General features: G+C 62.0%; 20 protein-coding genes. 10 read left to right on the top strand and 10 right to left on the bottom strand.

Features of this window, described 5'->3' with window-relative positions; all coding sequences use genetic code 11:
- Positions 1-144: 144 nt before the first annotated feature.
- Positions 145-732, top strand: a complete 588-nt coding sequence (locus QEN71_RS16745) for a BPSL1445 family SYLF domain-containing lipoprotein (protein WP_201648398.1) — start codon at positions 145-147, stop codon at positions 730-732.
- Between the two features lie 71 nt (positions 733-803).
- Here the strand turns inward: QEN71_RS16745 and QEN71_RS16740 are convergent, their stop codons facing one another.
- Positions 804-1,454, bottom strand: a complete 651-nt coding sequence (locus tag QEN71_RS16740) for a hypothetical protein (protein WP_201648399.1) — start codon at positions 1,452-1,454, stop codon at positions 804-806.
- A 251-nt stretch (positions 1,455-1,705) separates the two neighbouring features.
- On the bottom strand, positions 1,706-2,644 hold the full coding sequence (locus QEN71_RS16735; protein ID WP_201648400.1) for a GlxA family transcriptional regulator: 939 nt from the start codon (positions 2,642-2,644) through the stop codon (positions 1,706-1,708).
- A 127-nt stretch (positions 2,645-2,771) separates the two neighbouring features.
- Here QEN71_RS16735 and QEN71_RS16730 point away from each other — a divergent pair, with 127 nt between their 5' ends.
- A complete protein-coding gene (locus QEN71_RS16730; RefSeq protein WP_201648401.1) occupies positions 2,772-3,590 on the top strand; it encodes an SDR family NAD(P)-dependent oxidoreductase in 819 nt (272 codons plus the stop codon).
- 150 nt (positions 3,591-3,740) lie between these two features.
- Here the strand turns inward: QEN71_RS16730 and QEN71_RS16725 are convergent, their stop codons facing one another.
- Together QEN71_RS16725 and QEN71_RS16720 are read right to left on the bottom strand one after the other, a co-directional pair.
- Positions 3,741-4,856: a succinylglutamate desuccinylase/aspartoacylase family protein gene (locus QEN71_RS16725; RefSeq protein WP_201648402.1), complete on the bottom strand. Its 1,116-nt coding sequence runs from the start codon at positions 4,854-4,856 to the stop codon at positions 3,741-3,743.
- Between the two features lie 50 nt (positions 4,857-4,906).
- On the bottom strand, positions 4,907-5,680 hold the full coding sequence (locus tag QEN71_RS16720; protein ID WP_201648403.1) for a transporter substrate-binding domain-containing protein: 774 nt from the start codon (positions 5,678-5,680) through the stop codon (positions 4,907-4,909).
- A gap of 137 nt (positions 5,681-5,817) precedes the next feature.
- On the opposite strand from QEN71_RS16720, the gene QEN71_RS16715 reads away from it, so the two are divergent.
- Positions 5,818-6,750: a LysR substrate-binding domain-containing protein gene (locus QEN71_RS16715; RefSeq protein WP_201648404.1), complete on the top strand. Its 933-nt coding sequence runs from the start codon at positions 5,818-5,820 to the stop codon at positions 6,748-6,750.
- Between the two features lie 199 nt (positions 6,751-6,949).
- Positions 6,950-7,639, top strand: a complete 690-nt coding sequence (locus QEN71_RS16710; RefSeq protein WP_201648405.1) for an HD domain-containing protein — start codon at positions 6,950-6,952, stop codon at positions 7,637-7,639.
- Positions 7,640-7,779: 140 nt separating this feature from the next.
- Here the strand turns inward: QEN71_RS16710 and QEN71_RS16705 are convergent, their stop codons facing one another.
- Positions 7,780-8,742, bottom strand: a complete 963-nt coding sequence (locus tag QEN71_RS16705) for a helix-turn-helix domain-containing protein (RefSeq protein ID WP_201648406.1) — start codon at positions 8,740-8,742, stop codon at positions 7,780-7,782.
- A gap of 292 nt (positions 8,743-9,034) precedes the next feature.
- On the opposite strand from QEN71_RS16705, the gene hpaR reads away from it, so the two are divergent.
- On the top strand, positions 9,035-9,508 hold the full coding sequence (gene hpaR / locus QEN71_RS16700; RefSeq protein WP_201648407.1) for a homoprotocatechuate degradation operon regulator HpaR: 474 nt from the start codon (positions 9,035-9,037) through the stop codon (positions 9,506-9,508).
- Between the two features lie 8 nt (positions 9,509-9,516).
- Here hpaR and QEN71_RS16695 read toward each other — a convergent pair whose 3' ends face one another.
- The 4 genes from QEN71_RS16695 to QEN71_RS16680 all read right to left on the bottom strand — a co-directional run bounded on the left by QEN71_RS16695 (position 9,517) and on the right by QEN71_RS16680 (position 13,778).
- Complete coding sequence (locus tag QEN71_RS16695; RefSeq protein WP_201648408.1) at positions 9,517-9,696, bottom strand: DUF2783 domain-containing protein; 180 nt, start codon at positions 9,694-9,696, stop codon at positions 9,517-9,519.
- A gap of 27 nt (positions 9,697-9,723) precedes the next feature.
- Entirely contained in the window at positions 9,724-11,418 is a 1,695-nt protein-coding gene (locus QEN71_RS16690; RefSeq protein WP_201648409.1) for an FAD-dependent oxidoreductase, read from the bottom strand.
- A 23-nt stretch (positions 11,419-11,441) separates the two neighbouring features.
- Positions 11,442-12,803, bottom strand: coding sequence for an MFS transporter (locus QEN71_RS16685; RefSeq protein WP_201648410.1), 1,362 nt, complete (start codon positions 12,801-12,803; stop codon positions 11,442-11,444).
- Between the two features lie 156 nt (positions 12,804-12,959).
- Positions 12,960-13,778 (bottom strand): helix-turn-helix transcriptional regulator, encoded by an 819-nt coding sequence (locus tag QEN71_RS16680; protein ID WP_201648411.1) that lies wholly within the window; start codon positions 13,776-13,778, stop codon positions 12,960-12,962.
- Between the two features lie 282 nt (positions 13,779-14,060).
- Here QEN71_RS16680 and QEN71_RS16675 point away from each other — a divergent pair, with 282 nt between their 5' ends.
- From QEN71_RS16675 to QEN71_RS16655, 5 genes are all read left to right on the top strand, one after another.
- Complete coding sequence (locus QEN71_RS16675; RefSeq protein WP_201648412.1) at positions 14,061-15,455, top strand: selenium-binding family protein; 1,395 nt, start codon at positions 14,061-14,063, stop codon at positions 15,453-15,455.
- Positions 15,456-15,463: 8 nt separating this feature from the next.
- Entirely contained in the window at positions 15,464-16,075 is a 612-nt protein-coding gene (locus QEN71_RS16670; RefSeq protein WP_201648413.1) for a hypothetical protein, read from the top strand.
- A gap of 365 nt (positions 16,076-16,440) precedes the next feature.
- Positions 16,441-16,989 (top strand): cytochrome b, encoded by a 549-nt coding sequence (locus QEN71_RS16665; RefSeq protein ID WP_201648414.1) that lies wholly within the window; start codon positions 16,441-16,443, stop codon positions 16,987-16,989.
- A 42-nt stretch (positions 16,990-17,031) separates the two neighbouring features.
- On the top strand, positions 17,032-17,595 hold the full coding sequence (locus QEN71_RS16660) for a YceI family protein (RefSeq protein ID WP_201648415.1): 564 nt from the start codon (positions 17,032-17,034) through the stop codon (positions 17,593-17,595).
- Between the two features lie 36 nt (positions 17,596-17,631).
- Entirely contained in the window at positions 17,632-18,210 is a 579-nt protein-coding gene (locus tag QEN71_RS16655) for a YceI family protein (RefSeq protein WP_201648416.1), read from the top strand.
- 102 nt (positions 18,211-18,312) lie between these two features.
- Here the strand turns inward: QEN71_RS16655 and QEN71_RS16650 are convergent, their stop codons facing one another.
- Complete coding sequence (locus QEN71_RS16650) at positions 18,313-18,693, bottom strand: nucleotide pyrophosphohydrolase (protein ID WP_201648417.1); 381 nt, start codon at positions 18,691-18,693, stop codon at positions 18,313-18,315.
- Positions 18,694-18,701: the final 8 nt, after the last annotated feature.

Below are 18,701 nucleotides of genomic sequence, written 5' to 3'. Positions count from 1 at the left end.
CGCGCAAAAACAAATTGGGCGCCGCACTTCACAAGCGCAACACGTTTCTGATATTGGTTGAGAAAGCGTAGCTGTTGCGCTTGCGCGAGATCACGCGTGCAAACGTGCATTTCCCTTCCAATGCTTCACAGACGGAGAACGACAATGCAAAGAAGACACTTCGTGACAGCAAGTGTTGCTGCACTCGCATATGGCGGTCTGCTGATGTCGGGCTGCACGACGACCAAGAGCAGCGGAGAATCGGCCGCGACGGACATGTCCAAACGGCAGTCGATCGATGCCAGCGTCGATGGCGCGCTCGCGAAACTCTATACGTCGGTGCAGGGTTCGCGCGAACTGGTCGGCAAGGCGCGCGGCGTGCTCGTGTTTCCTTCCGTGCTGCAGGTCGGTTTCATCGTCGGTGGACAGTACGGCGAAGGCTCGCTGCGCGTCGGCGGCGCCACGGCGGGCTACTACAGCACGGTCTCCGGATCGTTCGGCCTCACGGCGGGGGCGCAGTCGAAGGCCGTCATCTTCCTCTTCATGACGCAGGACGCGCTCGATACCTTCCAGAACGCGAAGGGCTGGTCGGCAGGCGCCGATGCATCGGTGGCGCTCATCAAGGTCGGCGCCAATGGTGCAATCGATACGTCGACGGCCACTGCGCCAGTCGAAGCAATCGTCATGACGAACTCGGGGCTGATGGGCGATGTGTCGCTGTCGGGCACCAAGGTGTCGAAGCTGAACATCTGAGGTCGCGCGACATAAAAAAACGGCTCGCCATGACCAATGGCGAGCCGTTTCTGTCTGCGACTACGTAACGATCAGAAGCGATACGTCACGCCGACCTTCACGATCGGATACCAGCGCCATTTGTCGGCCTTGTCCTGCAGCGCCTGGCGTTCCGCGTCGACGTTCGCCTGTCCGGCTTCGGCGACGATGTCCGCGGGGACGTCAAGCGTCACGTCCGGGCGTCCATACGTGACGCCTGCATCGAAGAATGCCGAGAAGCCCTTCTGCGCGATGGGCGTGTGACCAAAGCCGATGCCGATGTACGGACGCACGGTCGGATACTTCGCCTTCGCATGAACGGTCTCGCCGTTCGTCGCATAGCTGGTGCCGTTGATGTCGACAGTGCCGCTCGGGCTGTTCGCATCGCCCGACACGTTGTCGCCGCCGATGATCATGCCCGCCGTGATGCGGAACGGCACCGTGGCGGGCGCCGGGAAGAAGTCGAGGTACAGGCCGCCGTGATAGATCTTGGCCTTGCCATCGTAGTTCAGGCCGCCGGCGCTGAAGTTGTGCGAGAGCGCGAAGCCGTTGAATTCGGCGCGGATGTTGTCGCGCGTGCCGAGCGGTTCAGAAAAGCCGATACCGACGCCTTCCGTACCGACCTGACCATAAATTTCGTGAGCGTGAACGACGGGCGCGGACAGCGCGAAGCCCGCCGCAAGGGTGACCAACAGCCTTTTCATCTGTGAGATTTTCCTTCGGGGTTCTGGAGGGCGCCTGACCTTGACGCCGCGTTATCGGGAAGAATTGCCCGACTCACGCAATGACCATTGCGGTGCGCCGGCGTCCCAGACCTGTCCTATTACGGACCACTCACGGAAAATCTTTAATGAATATTTAATTCGTTTCCTGGACGCTTTTCGAAAGCCTTTTAGTTCTGGGCTCCTCAACGAAAATCGGTAAATTACACACCCTTACCGAAGCTTTAAATCTTTCATTCGATACCGCGCGTCATCCGCTGCACCGCTTGCGGCGGCTGGCCGAATGCACGTAAAAAAGCCCGGCGCATCCGCTCGCGATCACCGAAGCCGACGTCGCGTGCGACGACATCGACACCGTGCCGTCCCGTCTCGAGCATCAGCCGCGCGGCTTCAACGCGTAGCCGCTCGACGGCCTTCGCGGGCGTCTGTCCCGTTTCTTCCCTGAATGCGCGCGTGAACTGACGCGGACTCAGATGCGCGGCGTCGGCGAGCTGCTCGACGGAAAGCGGCGTGTTGAGATTGCGCCTCGCGTAAGACAGCGCCGTCTGGATGCGATCGGATTTCGGCTCGAGTTCGAGCAGCGCCGAAAACTGCGATTGCCCGCCCGCGCGCCGGTGATAGACAACGAGCTTGCGCGCGACGTGGCGCGCGAGTTCGACGCCCGCATCCTTCTCGACGAACGCGAGCGCGAGATCGATGCACGCCGTCATGCCCGCCGACGTCCACACGTCGTTGTCGATGATGAAGATGCGGTCTTCTTCCACTTTCACCTGCGGATACTGCTTGCGCATGTCGGCGGCGTAGTACCAGTGCGTCGTCGCGCGGCGACCGTCGAGCAAACCCGCCTCGGCCAGATGAAACGCGCCCGTGCAGGCTGCCGCGACACGCCGCGCTTCCGGCGACGCGCGCTTCAGGAATTCGATCAGCGATGGCGGTGACGGCAGCAGATCGTTATCGCCGACGACCAGAATCGTGTCGAAGCGGCTGTCGTCGAACGGTTGCGTCGACACCTCGAATCCGGACGAGCACGGCACGGGGCCGCCATGCTCGGACAGCAGCACAAAGTCGTACAGCGGCTCGGTCATCTCGCGGTTCGCGAACTCCAGCACGCTCGTCATGCCGAGATTCATCACCTGAAAACCCGGGAACAGAACGATTCCGACGCGCAGCATGGCCTGGCTCCTGTGATGTCCGAAAAAGTGGCATCTATGACATTGAGGCCAAGTGAGTATGCACCTAATCTGACGTTCATGCAGACGACGGGAAGTCACCTGCGCCACTTATCTCAGGAGCGTGAATATGTCGAACTCTTCCAATTCCGCAGCAGCGAACCGCGGCACGGCCGTCGTGACGGGCGCCTCGTCGGGCATCGGTGCAATCTACGCGGACCGCCTCGCGCGCCGTGGCTACGATCTGATCCTCGTTGCCCGCAACCGCGCACGTCTCGAACAACTGGCGACGCGTATTTCGAACGAAACGGGCCGCTCGGTGGAAATCGTCGCCGCCGATCTGAACGACGATGCCGATATCCGCCGCGTCGAAAACGTATTGCGCACCGACGCGAGCATCACGATGCTGGTGAACAACGCGGGCGTCGGCGCAGGTGCGCCGTTGCTGGATTCGAACGTCGACAAGATGGAATCGATGATCAAGCTGAACGTGGTCGCGCTGACGCGGCTCACGTATGCGATCGCGCCGGGATTCGTCGCGCGCGGTGGCGGAAGCATCGTCAACATCGCGTCGATCGTGGCGATCGCGCCGGAACTGCTGAACGGCGTGTACGGCGGCACGAAGGCATTCGTGCTCGCATTCACGCAATCGCTGCATCACGAACTGGCGAGCAAGGGCGTGAAAGTGCAAGCCGTGCTGCCGGGCGCGACGCGCACCGAGTTCTGGGACGCAGCGGGCGTGCCGATCGCAATGGTCGAAGAGCGCGGCATCGTGATGGACGCGGAAGAGATGGTGGATGCGTCGCTGGTCGGCTTCGATCAAGGCGAACTCGCGACGATTCCGTCGCTGCCCGATTACGCCGACTGGCAGTCGTTCGAATCGGCGCGTACGGCGCTCGGACCGAACCTGTCGCGCAGCACTCCGGCGGCTCGTTTCAACGTGGCTTGATGTAGCGAGAAGATTTGCGGCGCGACGGCGGGTTTGCGTCGCGCCGCTGGGCTCGGTGAGTTTATGCGCCTAAACCGGCATGCTTGAGCGGCGGCCGTCCGCAGAGTTTATGCGCGCAAACTCGCCGCCCCGGCCCCGGCGAACGCCACTTCACGCGCCCAGCAACACGCCAGTACGAATCGGCTTATTGCCCGTCACGCGGCCCAGCGGCGCACCCGCCGTCACGAAACGAATCGCGCGCCGCATATAAAGCACGCCTTCCGTGTTGCTCGTGATCGTCGTCGTTTCGTCCGTCAACGGATCGATGATGTCGAACAACGCATCGCCGGCGCGAATCCAGTCGCCGATCTTCACGCGATGCACGAGGATGCCGCTGACAGGCGCATAGAACTGCTCGCTGCCCGCGAGCGGCGTGGCAGGCGTCGGCAGTTCCGGCAGCGGCTTCGCGCTGCCCTCGATCGCCTTGCGATAGGTCAGATAGTCGGTGAGCGCATCGGCATCCTGCTGCGCGACTTCATACGAAACATCACGCTGTCCGCGACATTCGATCGTCACGGCAACCGTGCCCGTCGGCACCGGCTTGCCTGCGGGCATGTTCTGCTGGAGGTGCCACCACAACAGGCTATGCGTTTCGTCGAACGCCTGGCCGCCCGAATCCGTCGCGAGCAACGATGCTTCCGAGCGCAGATAGCGCGCGAGCGGCTCGACTTCCGGCCAGCCCGCTTCGCTGGTATACACATGCATCACGGCTTCGAGCGAACAATGCAGATCGATCACGACGTCGGCGTCATGCGACAGCTTCAGCAACGCCAGTTGCAGCGACTCGTATTCGGTGAGCGGCTTTTGCGCATCGATCTGTTCGCGCACAAGCTCGCGGATCAGATTGCGGTTTTCGTGCGCGTCGGAACCGAGCCGATCTTTCGCGCGATCCAGCAGCCGCGTGAACTGCATGAAATGCCGGTTGAAGTTCTTGCCGCTTGCCGCCTCGAAGCGCCCGAGGAACTGGCCCAGCACGTTCTGCGCGAGGCCGACGGGATTCGCCACAGGCACGAGCACGATTTCGGCTTTCAGCAAGCCTTGCGCTTCGAGTTCGACGAGACGCCGCTTGAGCAGCACCGTGGTCAGCATTGCGGGCGTTTCGTCGGCGTGCAGCGACGCCTGGATATAAATCTTTTGTCCGCTGTTTTGCGGGCCGAAATGAAACGCGACGAGTTCGCGTGACGTGCCGACGGCGGGCGAGAGAAGCGGAATCGATTGCCTGTTCATGTGACTCTTCTGGATAACGTTCGAATGGGTAACGCGATCAGACAAGCCAATCAGTTACCGTACGGATCGAAGTCGAAATATTTGTGCGCGATCTGCGCGTAGGTGCCGTCTTTGCGCATCGAGGCGATAGCCGTATTGATCGACGTCTGCAATGCGGCTTCGTCCTTGCGCAGACCGATGCCCACGCCGCGATCGCCCATGTCGAGCGGCTCGCCGACGAACGAATAGCCCTTGCCTTGCGGCGTGCGCAGGAAGCCGTAGTCGGCTTCGACCGTACCGAGCAGCGCGCCGTCCAGGCGTCCGTTGACCAGATCGCTGAACACTTCGTCCTGGCCTTTGTACGCGACCACATGCACGCCTGCGGGCGCCCAGTGCGACTGTGCGAACGACTCGAACTGCGTGCCCGTCTGTACGCCGATCTGCTTGCCGGCAAGCGTTGCAGGCGCGCTGCCGTTCAGCCCCGAGCCCTGTTTTGCGACGAGCCGCGACTTGAACTGAAACAGCTTCGACGAAAACAGAATCTGCTGCTCGCGCTTCGCGGTAATCGCCATCGACGACATGATCGCGTCGATCTTGCGCGCCTGAAGCGCCGGAATCATCCCGGAGAACTCCAGCTCGACCCACTCGCAGCGCGCGTGAATGCGCTTGCAGATTTCATTGCCGAGATCGACGTCGAAGCCTTTGAGACTGCCATCGGGCGATTTCGCATCCATCGGCGGATAAGTCGGGTCGATGCCTAGACGAACCGTATCGGTGTTGCGCGCGAACGCGCCGTGGCTGGCAAAACCCAAGGCGGCAAGGAGAAGGATCAGCGGAGTCTTCATGGCTAACGGGCTCAATTGGTCGGCTGTGACAGGAGCATTCCCGACTGATCCTACGATGCGCTAGTGATCCAAAAAAGTGCAAATCTGTCTATCATGATCACTTTTCCAGATCACCCGCCCGCGCGCCGCCCTTGACGATGGCCCTGACCATTTCACAACTCCGCGTCTTCACCGCCGTCGCCGAGCACGGCAGTATCCGCGCCGCGTCGCGGGCACTCGGCATCGCGCAAAGCGGCGTCACGCAGCAATTGCAGAATCTCGAGGCGATGCTCGGCGCGACGCTTTTCACGCGCACGAATCGCGGCATCGCGCTCACCGCGCTCGGGCAGCGCATGCTGCAACGTGCGGCGACGATCCTCGGCGAATGCGCGCGCGCCGAACACGAAGCGCAGCAACTGCGCGGCGAATACACGGGACAGGTCACGTTCGGCATGACGACCGAGCCGCTGATCGACGCCGGCGCGCCCGTGCTGACGGAGTTTCGCGAGCGCTTTCCGCGCGTCGACGTGCATATGCGCACGGGCACGTCGCGGATGATGATTCAGTGGATCCGCGAAGGCACGCTCGATTTCGCCGTCGCGCTCGTCTCGAAGCACACGGACACGACCGATCTCTTCGTCACGAAGCTATATCCGTCCGATCCCGTCGTCGTATGCAGGCGCGGACATCCGATGGCGCATGCGAAGTCGCTGGCCGAACTCGCGGACTGCTCGTGGATCGCGACGCGCTCGCCGAATCTCACCGACGACCCGCACGCGCATCGTCTCAACGATCTGTTCAAGAGCCATCGTCTTGCGCCGCCGCGCATCGTGTCGACGGTCGAAGGGCTGTTCGAGTCGCTGCATCTGGTGAGCGAGTCGGATTGTCTGTCGCTCGAAGCGGCTGTCGTGACGAAGCGCGGGCCGTTCGCGCGCGTGCTGACCGCGATCGACGTGCGCGAACGCGTCGCCGCACAGGACGTCTGCGTATTGCAGCGCGCCGCCGCGCCGCTCACGCCTGCCGCGCAGGAACTCGCGACGATGATCGCGTCGTACACGCGCACGGTGCGCGCACGAAACGTTCAGGCATAAGTCACATACGCGAGTCTCCCGAAAACCCTCACCTCAGCGCTTCTCCGCGGCGTTGGCAGAAAACCGCGCGCGGTTGGCAGCATCTCGCGTATCAATGCTTTTGCCGCGCGCAAGGGCTCTCCCTACACTTTGATCACCCGCCGATCGCACACTTCGAAACAGCGAACGGCCACCGTCGATCACGTTCTGGAGAACCGAAATGAGCGAAATCATCGCAGGCATCAAGATCCCCGACAGCAAGATGGCGCGCGAAGCGACGCAACTCGTGCGCGACACCGAAACCGATCTGCTCTATCACCACTCGCGTCGAGTGTTTCTGTTCGGCGCGCTGACGGGCGAGCGCAAGCAGCTGAAGTACGACCCGGAGTTGCTGTACATCGGCGCGATGTTCCATGACATGGGCCTGATGCAGAAATACAGCAGCGCACACGATCGCTTCGAAGTGGACGGCGCAAATGCCGCGCGCAATTTTCTGCAGGGCTATGGCATCGGCGAAAACGACATCGACATGGTGTGGGACGCGATCGCGCTGCATACGACGCCGGGCATCCCGCAGTACAAGAAGCCGGTCGTCGCGCTGGTGACGGCGGGCGTCGAAATGGACGTGCTGGGTCTCGCCTACGACGAGTTCTCGACCGACGACCGCAAGCTCGTTGTCGCGGCGCATCCGCGTGGCGAGAACTTCAAGGAAAACATCATCGATGCCTTCGCGAACGGCACGAAGCACAAGCCGCTGACGACGTTCGGCAACGTCAAGGCCGACGTGCTCGCGCTGAAAGACCCCGAATACAAGCGCCTGAACTTCTGCAGCATCATCCTCGGTTCGGCATGGAACGATTCGAACGTGCAAGCGGGCGTGTGCCGCAATCCGGCGCACAACCACGCGTAAGCGCAATCCTGGCTACCTCCTCGTCACGGGTGTGACGATCAAGCCGCTTGCAGTCTCCGCTCAAGCGTGCCTTTAGATCCGCGTTCTCGCGAACGCGGATTTTTTTCTTTTTGCCGATTGAATGCCGCGGTTCTGACGATTCAGCGCGCGATGCTCACACGCGATGTTCTGCGCGCCGTATGCGAAGGCAACTCGCCGAACTGCGCCTTGTACGCATTGGCGAAATGGCCGAGATGCACGAAGCCCCACTGCGCGGCGGCATCGCTGACGGACAGATCCGACTGTCGCGTATCGAGCAGCAGACGCCGCACCTGTGCAAGCCGCAACGAGCGCACGTATGTCAGCGGATTGGTTTGCACGACTGCCTGAAAGCTGTTCTGCACCGTGCGACGACTCACGCGTAACTGCGTGCAGAGACTCTGAATATCGAACGGCTCTTCGGGATGATTGATCACGAAGTCATGAATGCGTCGCACGATATCGGCCTGACACGCATACGTCAGCCGGTTCGATGACGCGGGCACGTGATACGCGAGCAGATCGACGAGCGCCTCATTCACCTGATTGCGCACCGCGCGCTGCGCGTGCAGGTCGTCGAAACCGGCGGGTTGCGCGAGCACGCGCTCGATCAGCGTCGCGAGTTGCACGCCCGCGCGCGTGCACGCGGCGTTCGGAATGTCGATCACGGTCCGGCGAAACAGACTGTCGTCGAGATCGACGCCCGCGCAATCGGCGACACCTTGCAGCATGTCGGAATCGATGACGACGCCGATCAGCGCCATGTCATCGGGCGAATGGAATTCGAACGGCATGCCGCCCTGCGCCATCACGAAGCCGCCGCGATCGATCCGCACGCCGCCGAACGAAAACGCGCCGCCGCCCGTGAGCGGAATGCCGAAAATCACGTGCTTCTCGGGTAGTTGCCCACGCTGCACGACGCGCAAATTGGCCGACTCGTGGAAGATCTGCACGCCGTCCAGCGCGATTTGCTTCACCGCGCTGCGAAACGCGCCGGAGCCGATCTGGTCGTAACGCTGATCCCAACCCCGCAGCGCGGCCGCGTGGGCATCGGCATCGTCGAAGAACTGGTGATGGACGTACACGGGTGTCCTCAATCTCAAAAAAATACGCCGGGGTGCGTAGGATAAACCGACCGAGCGGTCGGGAAAATGCTTCCGAGGGTTTCTCCTGGGCACTTTCGTCGGCTGCACGCGACAGTCGACCTGTTTTCCCGAGATGCCGTCTCCTGACAGCTTTCTCATTCTAGCCAGCGTCAAAATTCCGCCGAAGCCTTCGGAAACACCAGGCGCACTAAAGAAAAGCCGTAGTGCGCGACTGTCGTCGGAGGCGATTTGCTTATATGCTAGCGAATCGCTTTTTTCAGGCTTCGATTCGATGGTGACGTCCCGCTCCCGCACTGCCATTCCCGCGATGCATCGCAATCTGCCGATGCTGCTGCTGCGCGCGCGCGAACTCATGATGGCGCGCTTTCGTCCGCTGCTGACGGCGCAAGGGCTCACCGAACAGCAGTGGCGCATCATTCGCGCGCTGCATGAAAACGGTCCGCTGGAACCGCGGCAGTTGTGCGCGCTGTGCACGATTTCGAGTCCGAGTCTCGCTGGCGTGCTCGCGCGGATGGAAGATCTCGGCCACGTGACGAAAGAACGCTTCGAAGACGACCAGCGACGCGTGCGCGTGTCGCTGACGGCGCAGAGCGCGGAAGTCGTCGAGCGGATGAAGCCGCTGCTGGAGGCGGAGTATCAGGCGCTGGAAAAGCAGGTCGGCGCGAAGGTCGTCGAGGATCTGTATGTTGCTGTTGATGCGTTGATCAGGGAACTCGCGGCCGGCGAAAACCGCGATTCCGAGTAACGCGAGCGCTACTCGCCAGCGCCATCTCTCGCCGCATCGACCAATCCTAACGACACATCGGCATCGCCAATCTTCTCGATCGCGAGCAGCGCGAAGCGCGCAAGAAACAGCGGCGCGCTCGCCTCGCCGAGTTCAGTCATCGTCTTGCATAGCCGCGTGTAGACGGCGTCGAGTTCTGCATCGGTCATTGCGTTCTCCATTCGTAGATTCGTTCGTCAAGCGAGCGCGCGCGTGATCGCCGCTTCGATATCCGCTGCACTGGCATCACGCCAGCGCCCGAGCACATGCCCATCCGGGCGCACCAGATACACGGTGCCCGGCTTTGCGTCGTATCGTTCGAAGATGCGGCCCGTGTGATCCCACGCGTGCACGCCCTTCGCTTGCGGATTCAGACGCGCGCTCAGCGGCACCATCTTGAACGGCACATCGCGCTCGCGCATCGCGGGGACGAGCGCGTTGAAACTGTCGGGCACCTCGGCCTCTTCACTGAAATACAGTGCGGTAAAGCGCACGCCGACTAGATCCGTCAGATGCGCTTCGCGCGCATGCCCGCCTTCGGCGATCGTCAACGGATACTCGGCGAGTACCGCGCCCGGCATCGGCCCCGACGCAAACACATCGCTATCGGCGACATTCAGCGGCGAATGTACATACGTGATCGCCGACGTCTGCCGCGGATTGATCAGCGAGCGCACGCCCGGATGCTTCACGGCCAGGCTCAACACGGCCTTGCGCATCAGATCGAATGCGAACGACGGCGGCGCCATGAATTCGGTACTCTTCGTGCCGTAGCTCAGGTTCTCGTGCGTGGCCGCGACGCGCTCGTCGGAATAGCTGTCGAGCAGCGACGCCGACGCCAGCCCTTTGACGACGAACGCGAGTTTCCACGCGATGTTGTCCGCGTCGTCGATACCCGAATTCGCGCCGCGCACGCCGAAGATGGGGACGAGATGCGCGGCGTCGCCCGCGAACATCACGCGGTCGTGTCGATAACGTTCGAGCGTCAGCGCATTCGCCTTGTAGATCGTGATCCAGATGGGCGACCATTCGCCCTTCTCACCCATCATGTCGAGCAGGCTTTGCACGCGCGGCATCACGTTTTCGGGCTTCACGGCCTGTTCCGCGTCCTCGCCGTCGCGCAGCTGATAGTCGATGCGCCACACGTTATCCGGCTGTTTATGCACGAGCACCGTCGAACCCGGATTCGACGAAGGATCGAAATACGCGAGACGTTCCGTCGGCCGATCGCTTTGCAGTTCGATATCGACGATCACATAGCGGCCTTCGTAACTCGTGCCCTGCAACTGCAAACCGAGCGCTTCGCGGATCGCGCTGCGGCCGCCGTCGGCGGCCACGACCCAATCGGTTTCGAGCGCGTAGTCGCCGTCGGGCGTGGTGAGTTGCAGCGTCGCGCCGTCGTCGCGCGAATCGATCGACGTCACGCGCGTTTGCCATCTGATATCGATCAGATCGGCGCGCTTTTCCGCTGCATCGAGCAGAAACTGTTCGATGTGATATTGCGCGAGGTTCACCATCGGCGGCAGCTTCTGGTTTTCGTCTTGCGGCATCGTGAAGTGCAGCACTTCCGTGTCGCGATAGAAGCTGCGTCCGCCCGTCCACGGCAAGCCCGTCTTTAGAAAACCATCGACGGCGCCAAGGCGTTCGATGATCTCCAGACTGCGGCGCGAAATGCAGATCGCGCGGCTGCCGTAGCAGACGGAATCGTCCGCTTCGATCAGCACGCACGGCACGCCGTGATTCGCGAGACCGAGCGCGACCGCGAGACCGACCGGCCCGCCGCCGACGATCGTCACCGCATGGCGCTTCGCATCGACGCCCTGCTTCAGTTGCGGCACGCGCGCTGCGTAGTGCTTCGCCGTGAACGGATACGGTTTGAATTGCCTGTTCATCCAATGCTCCTGAATCGATACCTTCAAGCGGCGCGTACGCGCGGCGCTTCGCGTTTGTCCATCGGCAGCAGCGTCACGACGATCACGCCGATCACCAGCAGCACCGCCGAATACAGCAGCCCCGACGTAAAGCTATGCGTCGCGTCCTTCAACCAGCCGACGATCAGCGGATTCAGCGCCGAACTGATATTGCCCGTCGCGTTGATCACGGCAATGCCGATGGCCCGTGCGCGGAAACTCAATGCGTGATCGGGCGTGGTCCAGAAGATCGACATCGCCGTGTACGAGCCCGCCGACGCGAGGCACACGCCGAGCATCCGCACAGCCGGGTTCGTCGAATAAGCAGTGCACAGCCAGCCGGCGGCGGAGAACAGCATCGGCAGCATCAGATGCCATTTGCGTTCCTGCTTGCGGTCCGAGCGGCGTCCCCACCAGATCATCGCGACGATCGTGCAAATCTGCGGAATCGCGGCGAGCAGGCCGATCGTGCGATTGCTCGCGTCCGCGCTGAAGCTTTTCACGATCAGCGGCGTCCACACGGCAACCATCGCCAGCGTGTTCACGAGACAAAAGTACGCAATCGCGAACTTCACGACAACAGGCGACAGCAATTCGCTGACGATGCCTTGCGCGCTGCCGTTTTTCGTCTGCACCGTGACGTCCTGCTTATGTTCGGCCGCAAGCGTCGCGGCAAGCGTGCGCTTTTCTTCTTCGTCGAGCCAGCGTGCCTGCTGCGGACCGTCGTCGAGATATGCATACACCACGAGACCGAGAATCGCCGACGGCAAGCCTTCGAGCAAGAAGAGCCATTGCCAGCCCTTCAAACCCATCGTGCCGTCGAGCCCGAGAATGAAGCCCGACAACGCGGAACCGACAGCCGCCGTCACGGGCATCGCGATCATGAAGAGCGCGTTGGCGCGCGCCCGATACGCGGCCGGAAACCAGTAAGTCAGATACAGCAGAATGCCCGGCAAAAAGCCCGCTTCCGTCACGCCGACCAGCACGCGCAGCACGTACAGCGTGCCGGGGCTGGTCGCGAACATCGTCGCCGTCGACGCAATGCCCCACGCGATCATGATCGTGCCGATCCACTTGCGTGCGCCGATGCGCGCCAGCACGACATTGCCCGGAATGCCGAACGCGATGTACGCGACGTAGAAGAGCGTCGTCGCGAGCCCGAACTGCGTGCTCGTGAGGCCGAGGTCCTTCATCATCGTCAGGCCGGCGAAACCGATGTTGATGCGGTCGAGGAACGAGAAGAAGAACAGCACGAACAGAAACCACAGCAGATGCCGCGATACTTTGGCGATCACAGGCTGTTCGTGTGTTTGCGGCGCGGTGGCGGGCGCCGCATGCAGCGCGCCGGCTTGCGAAGAGGATTCCATACCGTTGTCTCCGATGTTTGCGTCGGAGTATGGAGCGCGACGGCGCGCCGCCTGTCCTCATTTTGGGTACAAACCGAAGGTCGTTCGGGCCTGGGGAAAACGCGGATAAATCGGGGAAATGAGCAGCGAAATGAGCAACGAAATGAGCGGCGCGCGTCAGACCTTGCCCGGCCCGATGCACAGCGCGAACAGTTGACGCTGGCTCGAAATGCCGAGCCGCCGGAACGCGCGCTTCTGATACGTGACGACGCTCGTCGCCTTGATGCCCATCGTGTCGCCGATTTCCTGAGCGGTGCGTCCTTCGAGTACGCCCGTCAGCACGTCGAGTTCGCGCTTCGACAGTTCGGGACAGAGGCCGCGCACGCGCGCGAGCATCAGATGCGAAATCGCCATGTCGCGCTGGCCGCAGATCGCGTAGTGATGCTTCGCCGCGTGCGCGATCAACGGCGCCATCGCTTCGATCAGCGCGATTTCGCGCGGATGGTAATTGCCGAAACGGCGATCGCGATACAGGTTCACCGAGAGCCAGACATCGGCTGTCGGCTGCACGAGCAGTGACACGCGGTCCGACACGTTCGGCTGCTGATAGCACGCCGCGCGATACGCTTCGTTGAGGATGTCGTCGCTGGTCTGCTGATGCAGCACGAGCGTCGAGCCGGGCTTGTCGTTGCGCGCCGATGAAACGATCTTCTGGTTGCCGTCGAGCGCATAGAAATGACGCGCGTAGGTATCGGCGACATCGCGCAGAAAGCGCCCGCCGCGATGATCCGCCACCGATACCGTGCGCGGCCGGTTGCCGAACTCGTACGCGAAGATCGTGCACTGCGAAATCGCGGCGATGTCGCCGAGCAGTTTCAGCACTTCGGCGGCGAGCGCGTTCGAGTCGTCGCTGCCGATCGACGACACGAGTCCCGTCGCGCGGCTGAGATCCAGCTGCCCTTGCGAAACGGGACGGTCGAGACGCCATGAACGCATGATCGAAGTGCGGCTATGTGGCAAAAATAGGGCGAAAAAAAAGCGGCGAAAAAAAGCGGCGGAATTGCGCCATTTTAAGCTGCATGGTGCACATGCATGATGAATCGACGCTAACGCAGCCAAACCGGCGCGAGCGCATATGTACCGCTTCGCAAAGGCTCATCAATCCCGCAAGCCGCCGCGAAATTGCCTACAGTAAAAAGCTCAAACGCACGCATCGTCCTTCGTGAACGATGCGCGTGATTCGCGTGCCGCATCGCAACATCTTCCGGAGACTGAGCTATGGCGACATGGAAACCCGATCCGACCTTCTATCCTTCCGCGCGCATGGCCGGCAGCGCGCCGAAGGAAACCGTCGCGTATGTGGCGAGCTTCGATCCGTCGCGCGAATCGCCCGATGAACTCGCTGTCGTCGATGTCGATCCGGGCTCGGCGGAATATGGCCGCATCGTCGGCCGCGTGCCGATGCCGAATACGGGCGACGAGCTGCATCACTTCGGGTGGAACGCGTGCAGTTCGTGTCTGTGTCCGAACGCGCCGCATCCACATACGGAGCGCCGCTATCTCGTCGTGCCTGGGCTGCGTTCGTCGCGCATCCATATTCTCGATACGAAGCCCGACAAGCGGAAGCCGCAGATCGTGCGCGTGCTCGAACCATCGGAAGTCGCGGAAAAAGCGGGCTATTCGCGCCCGCACACGGTTCACTGCGGACCGCAGGGCATTTACGTGGTGTCGCTCGCGAACGCGCAAGGCGAAGCGCCCGGCGGCATCTTTCTGATGGATCACGAAACGTTCGACATTCGCGGCCAATGGGAAATCGACCGCGGCCCGCAGGAACTGTCGTACGACGGCTGGTGGCACCTCGGCTACGACACCGTCGTGACAAGCGAATGGGGCCTGCCCGCGACGTTCGAGAACGGGCTCGTGCCGGAAGTGCTGCTCGGGGGGAAGTATGGGCATCGGCTGCACTTCTGGGACATGAACACGCGCAAGCACAAGCAGGTCGTCGATTTCGGCGCGGAGAATCAACTGGTGTTCGAACTGCGTCCCGCGCACGATCCGACCAAAGCGTACGGCTTCGTCAATTCGGTGATCAGTCTCAAGGATCTGTCCGCGTCGATCTGGACGTGGTATCGCGACGGCGACCAGTGGGCCGCGCGCAAGATAATCGAGATTCCCGCCGAGCCCGCCGACGCCTCCGTGCTCCCGCCGATGCTCAAAGGCTTCGGCGCGGTTCCGCCGCTCGTCACCGATATCGCGCTGTCGCTCGACGACCGCTTCCTGTACGTGTCGTGCTGGGGCACGGGCGATCTGCGGCAATACGACGTGTCCGATCCGACGAAGCCCGAACTGACGGGCACGGTGCGCATCGGCGGGATTGCCGCGCGCGCGACGCATCCGGCGGCGGGCGAGCGTCCGCTGAACGGCGGCCCGCAGATGGTCGAAGTGAGCCGCGACGGCAGCCGTGTGTACTTCACCAACTCGCTCTACGGCGCGATCGACGATCAGTTCTACACGGAAGGCCTCGACGGCTGGATGGTCAGTCTCAACGCGGACAAGAGCGGCGGCCTCAACGTTGCGAAGGACTTTTTCGTCGACTGGCCGAAGTCGCATCGTCCGCATCAGATCCGGCTCGAAGGTGGCGATGCGTCGTCGGATTCGTATTGCTATCCGTGAACGTTGAAATGAACGGCGTGTGGGCGACGGTGATCGGCAGCGGGATTTTTCACGGCGTGAATCCCGCGATGGGCTGGCTGTTCGCAGCCGCGCTCGGGCTTCAGCAGCGCAGCCGCAAGGCCGTGCTGCTGGCGCTGCCGCCGCTCGCGCTCGGGCACGCGGTCGCCGTGATGTTCGTGACGACGTCGGCCGTCGCACTCGGGCTGTTCACGCGTACCGAGCATCTGCGGACGTTCATGGGCGTGCTGCTGATTGCGTGGGCCGCGTATCACCATTTCTATGGGCATCGGCAGCGTGTGCGCGTCGGCATGACGGCGGGTTTCGTCGGACTCGCGCTGTGGTCGGCGGCGATGGCGACGATGCACGGCGCGGGCCTCATGCTGCTGCCCGCGCTGCTGCCGCTGTGCGGCGCGGGCATGCCTGTCGGCAGTTCGCTTGAATCGGTCGGTCAGGTGACGGCCGTGCATACCCTCGTCACGCTCGCGACGGCGGGCGCAATCGCGCTGCTCGCTTATCAGTATCTCGGACTCGGCATGCTGCGCCGTGGCTGGATCAATTTCGACTGGCTCTGGTGCGGCGCGCTGACCGTCACGGGCGTGCTGCTGATCGTCACCGGCTAGCCGCGCGCAACGACGGACGCGGCTCCCGGATAACCTCACCTTTCGCTACAGTGCCGTGCGGGTTGCAAGGCGACTCACCGTTAACGCGATCCCGAATAGTCTCACCTGAAGCGCATTCGTGAGTGCATCGGCGGTGGATCAACTCACCGTTACGGAGACTCGCGAGGACGATTTCGAACATCACGTTCGATGCGCAATCGCGCGTGAAATTGTTAAACGATTGCTCACATCGTCGCAACGATCTGTTCCCTGTCGCATAGCTATTCATAGGCATATTCGCCCACTACCATTCGCGTTCAATCAAGGGCGGCGTCATTGCGTCGCGCTCCACAGCGAACCGATTACGCGAAGGTCATCGATTGCCTATGACGTCTCATGTTCCATCCCGAAGCTATAGCCGCACAGCAATTGCACTGCACTGGCTGATCGCGCTGCTGATGATCTGCGGCTTCTACCTCGGCTGGATCATGACGGACATTCCGGGCTTCACGCCGACGAAGCTCAAATACGTGTCGTGGCACAAGTGGATCGGCGTGACGGTGTTCGCGCTGGCAGTGCTGCGACTCATCTGGCGCGCAACGCATCAAGCGCCGCCGATGCCCGCGATGCCTGCATGGCAGAAAGCCGCCGCCCACGCGACGCACGCGCTGCTCTACGTGCTGATGCTCGCGATTCCGTTCACCGGCTACTTCTTCAGTTCGGCTGCGGGCGTGCAGGTGGTGTATCTCGGCGTACTGCCGCTGCCGACCATCATCGGTCCCGATCACGCGCTGAAGGCCGTTTTGCGCACCGCGCATATCGCGTTGAATTACACGCTGCTCGCGCTCTTTGCGATGCATGTGCTGGCGGCGCTCAAGCATCAGTTCGTCGAACGCGACGGACTGCTCGCACGCATGATTCCCTTCCTCAAATGAGCGCGTGTTTCAAGGCGCTTTCACGTTGATCATCGAATGAACATGAAGAACAACTCTTATCGCCGCGTGTTGGCCGGTGCCGCCGCCGTTCTGTTCGCTGCCGCGTTGCCCGCTTTCGCACAGGTCGATGCCAGCAAGAGCACCGTCGTCGCGACATCGAAACAGATGAACGTGCCCGTCGACGGCACCTTCAAGAAGTTCTCCGCGCAACTGACTTTCGACCCCGCGAAGCCGACGGCAGGCAGCGCGAATCTGTCGATCGACACGGGCAGCTACGACCTCGGCGACGACGAATACAACAAGCAGGTGCGCGGCAAGGAATGGTTCGACAGCACGACGTTCCCGAAGGCCACGTTCGTGTCGACGGCCATCGCGCCCGCGGGCGGCAACCAGTACAAGGTGACGGGCAAACTGACCATCAAGGGCAAATCGCAGACCGTCACCGTGCCCGTCGCGATCACGCAGCAAGGCGCGACGCAAACCTTCGACGGCTCACTGCCCATCAAGCGCACGCAGTACGACGTCGGCACGGGCGAATGGAAAGACACGTCGGTGGTCGCCGACGATGTCGTCATCAAGTTTCACATCGTCGCCGCAAAGCATTGAGCGCGCGGGGCACACTCATCAACTCTGGAGAATAACGTGAAGAAACAACTGTTGATCGCAGCGGGCGCGCTGATCGCGGGCATGTCGTTCAATGCAATGGCCGCCGACACGTATCAGCTCGATCCGAACCACACCTACCCGAGCTTCGAAGCGGACCACTTCGGCGGCATCTCGGTGTGGCGCGGCAAGTTCAAGAAGTCGAGCGGCACGGTGACGCTCGATCGCGCGGCGAAGACGGGCACCGTCGACGTGACCATCGACGCGACGTCGATCGACACCGGCAACGACAAGCTCGACAAGCACCTGCAAACGCCCGAGTTCTTCGACGCAGCGAAGTACCCGACGGCGACCTACAAGGGCACGCAGATCCGTTTCGACGGCGACACGCCCGTCGAAGTGATCGGCACGCTGACGCTGCACGGCGTGACGAAGCCGCTGAACCTGAAGATCGAATCGTTCAAGTGCTTCATCAACCCGATGCTCAAGCGCGAAGTGTGCGGCACGGAATCGACGGCGACGTTCGACCGCGCGGACTTCGGTATCGACTGGGGCAAGTCGTACGGCTTCAACACGAAGACCGTGCTGCATATCCAGGCTGAAGGCGTGAAGCAGTAAGCTTCTTGCACATTGCCGGTTTGACGCAAAAGCCGCCTTCGGGCGGCTTTTTTGCTTCTGGAAGCGCCTGCTTTATTGCTCCCGAAAACCCTCACCTATCGATCAATCTTCGTGACCCGAACCGTATTCCGAGTACTTGCGTGAATCGCCGCGCACCTTCTCCGCGGGATATTTCGCGCGATTCAATTCGATCTTTTCCAGCACGGCCGCATACAGATCGACATCGAGCCGATCAGCGAGCATCACCAGATACGCGAGCACGTCGGCCATCTCGTGACGGATCGCGGTGAGCTTGTCTTCAGCGAGTTCGCTCTTCTCGCCGGACTGCAACCATTGAAACGGCTCCAGCAGTTCGCTTGCTTCGACGCTCAGCGCCGTCGCGAGATTTTTCGGCGAATGAAAGCGCGACCAGTCGCGCTCGCTGACGAATTGCCGCAGCAGATCGCGCACCGCAACCAGATCGCTGCTCCGTTCCTTCTCCATACCGTCAC

Source organism: Paraburkholderia sabiae (assembly GCF_030412785.1).
GTDB classification, from domain to species: domain Bacteria; phylum Pseudomonadota; class Gammaproteobacteria; order Burkholderiales; family Burkholderiaceae; genus Paraburkholderia; species Paraburkholderia sabiae.
This window is presented reverse-complemented; position numbering and strand designations above follow the sequence as displayed.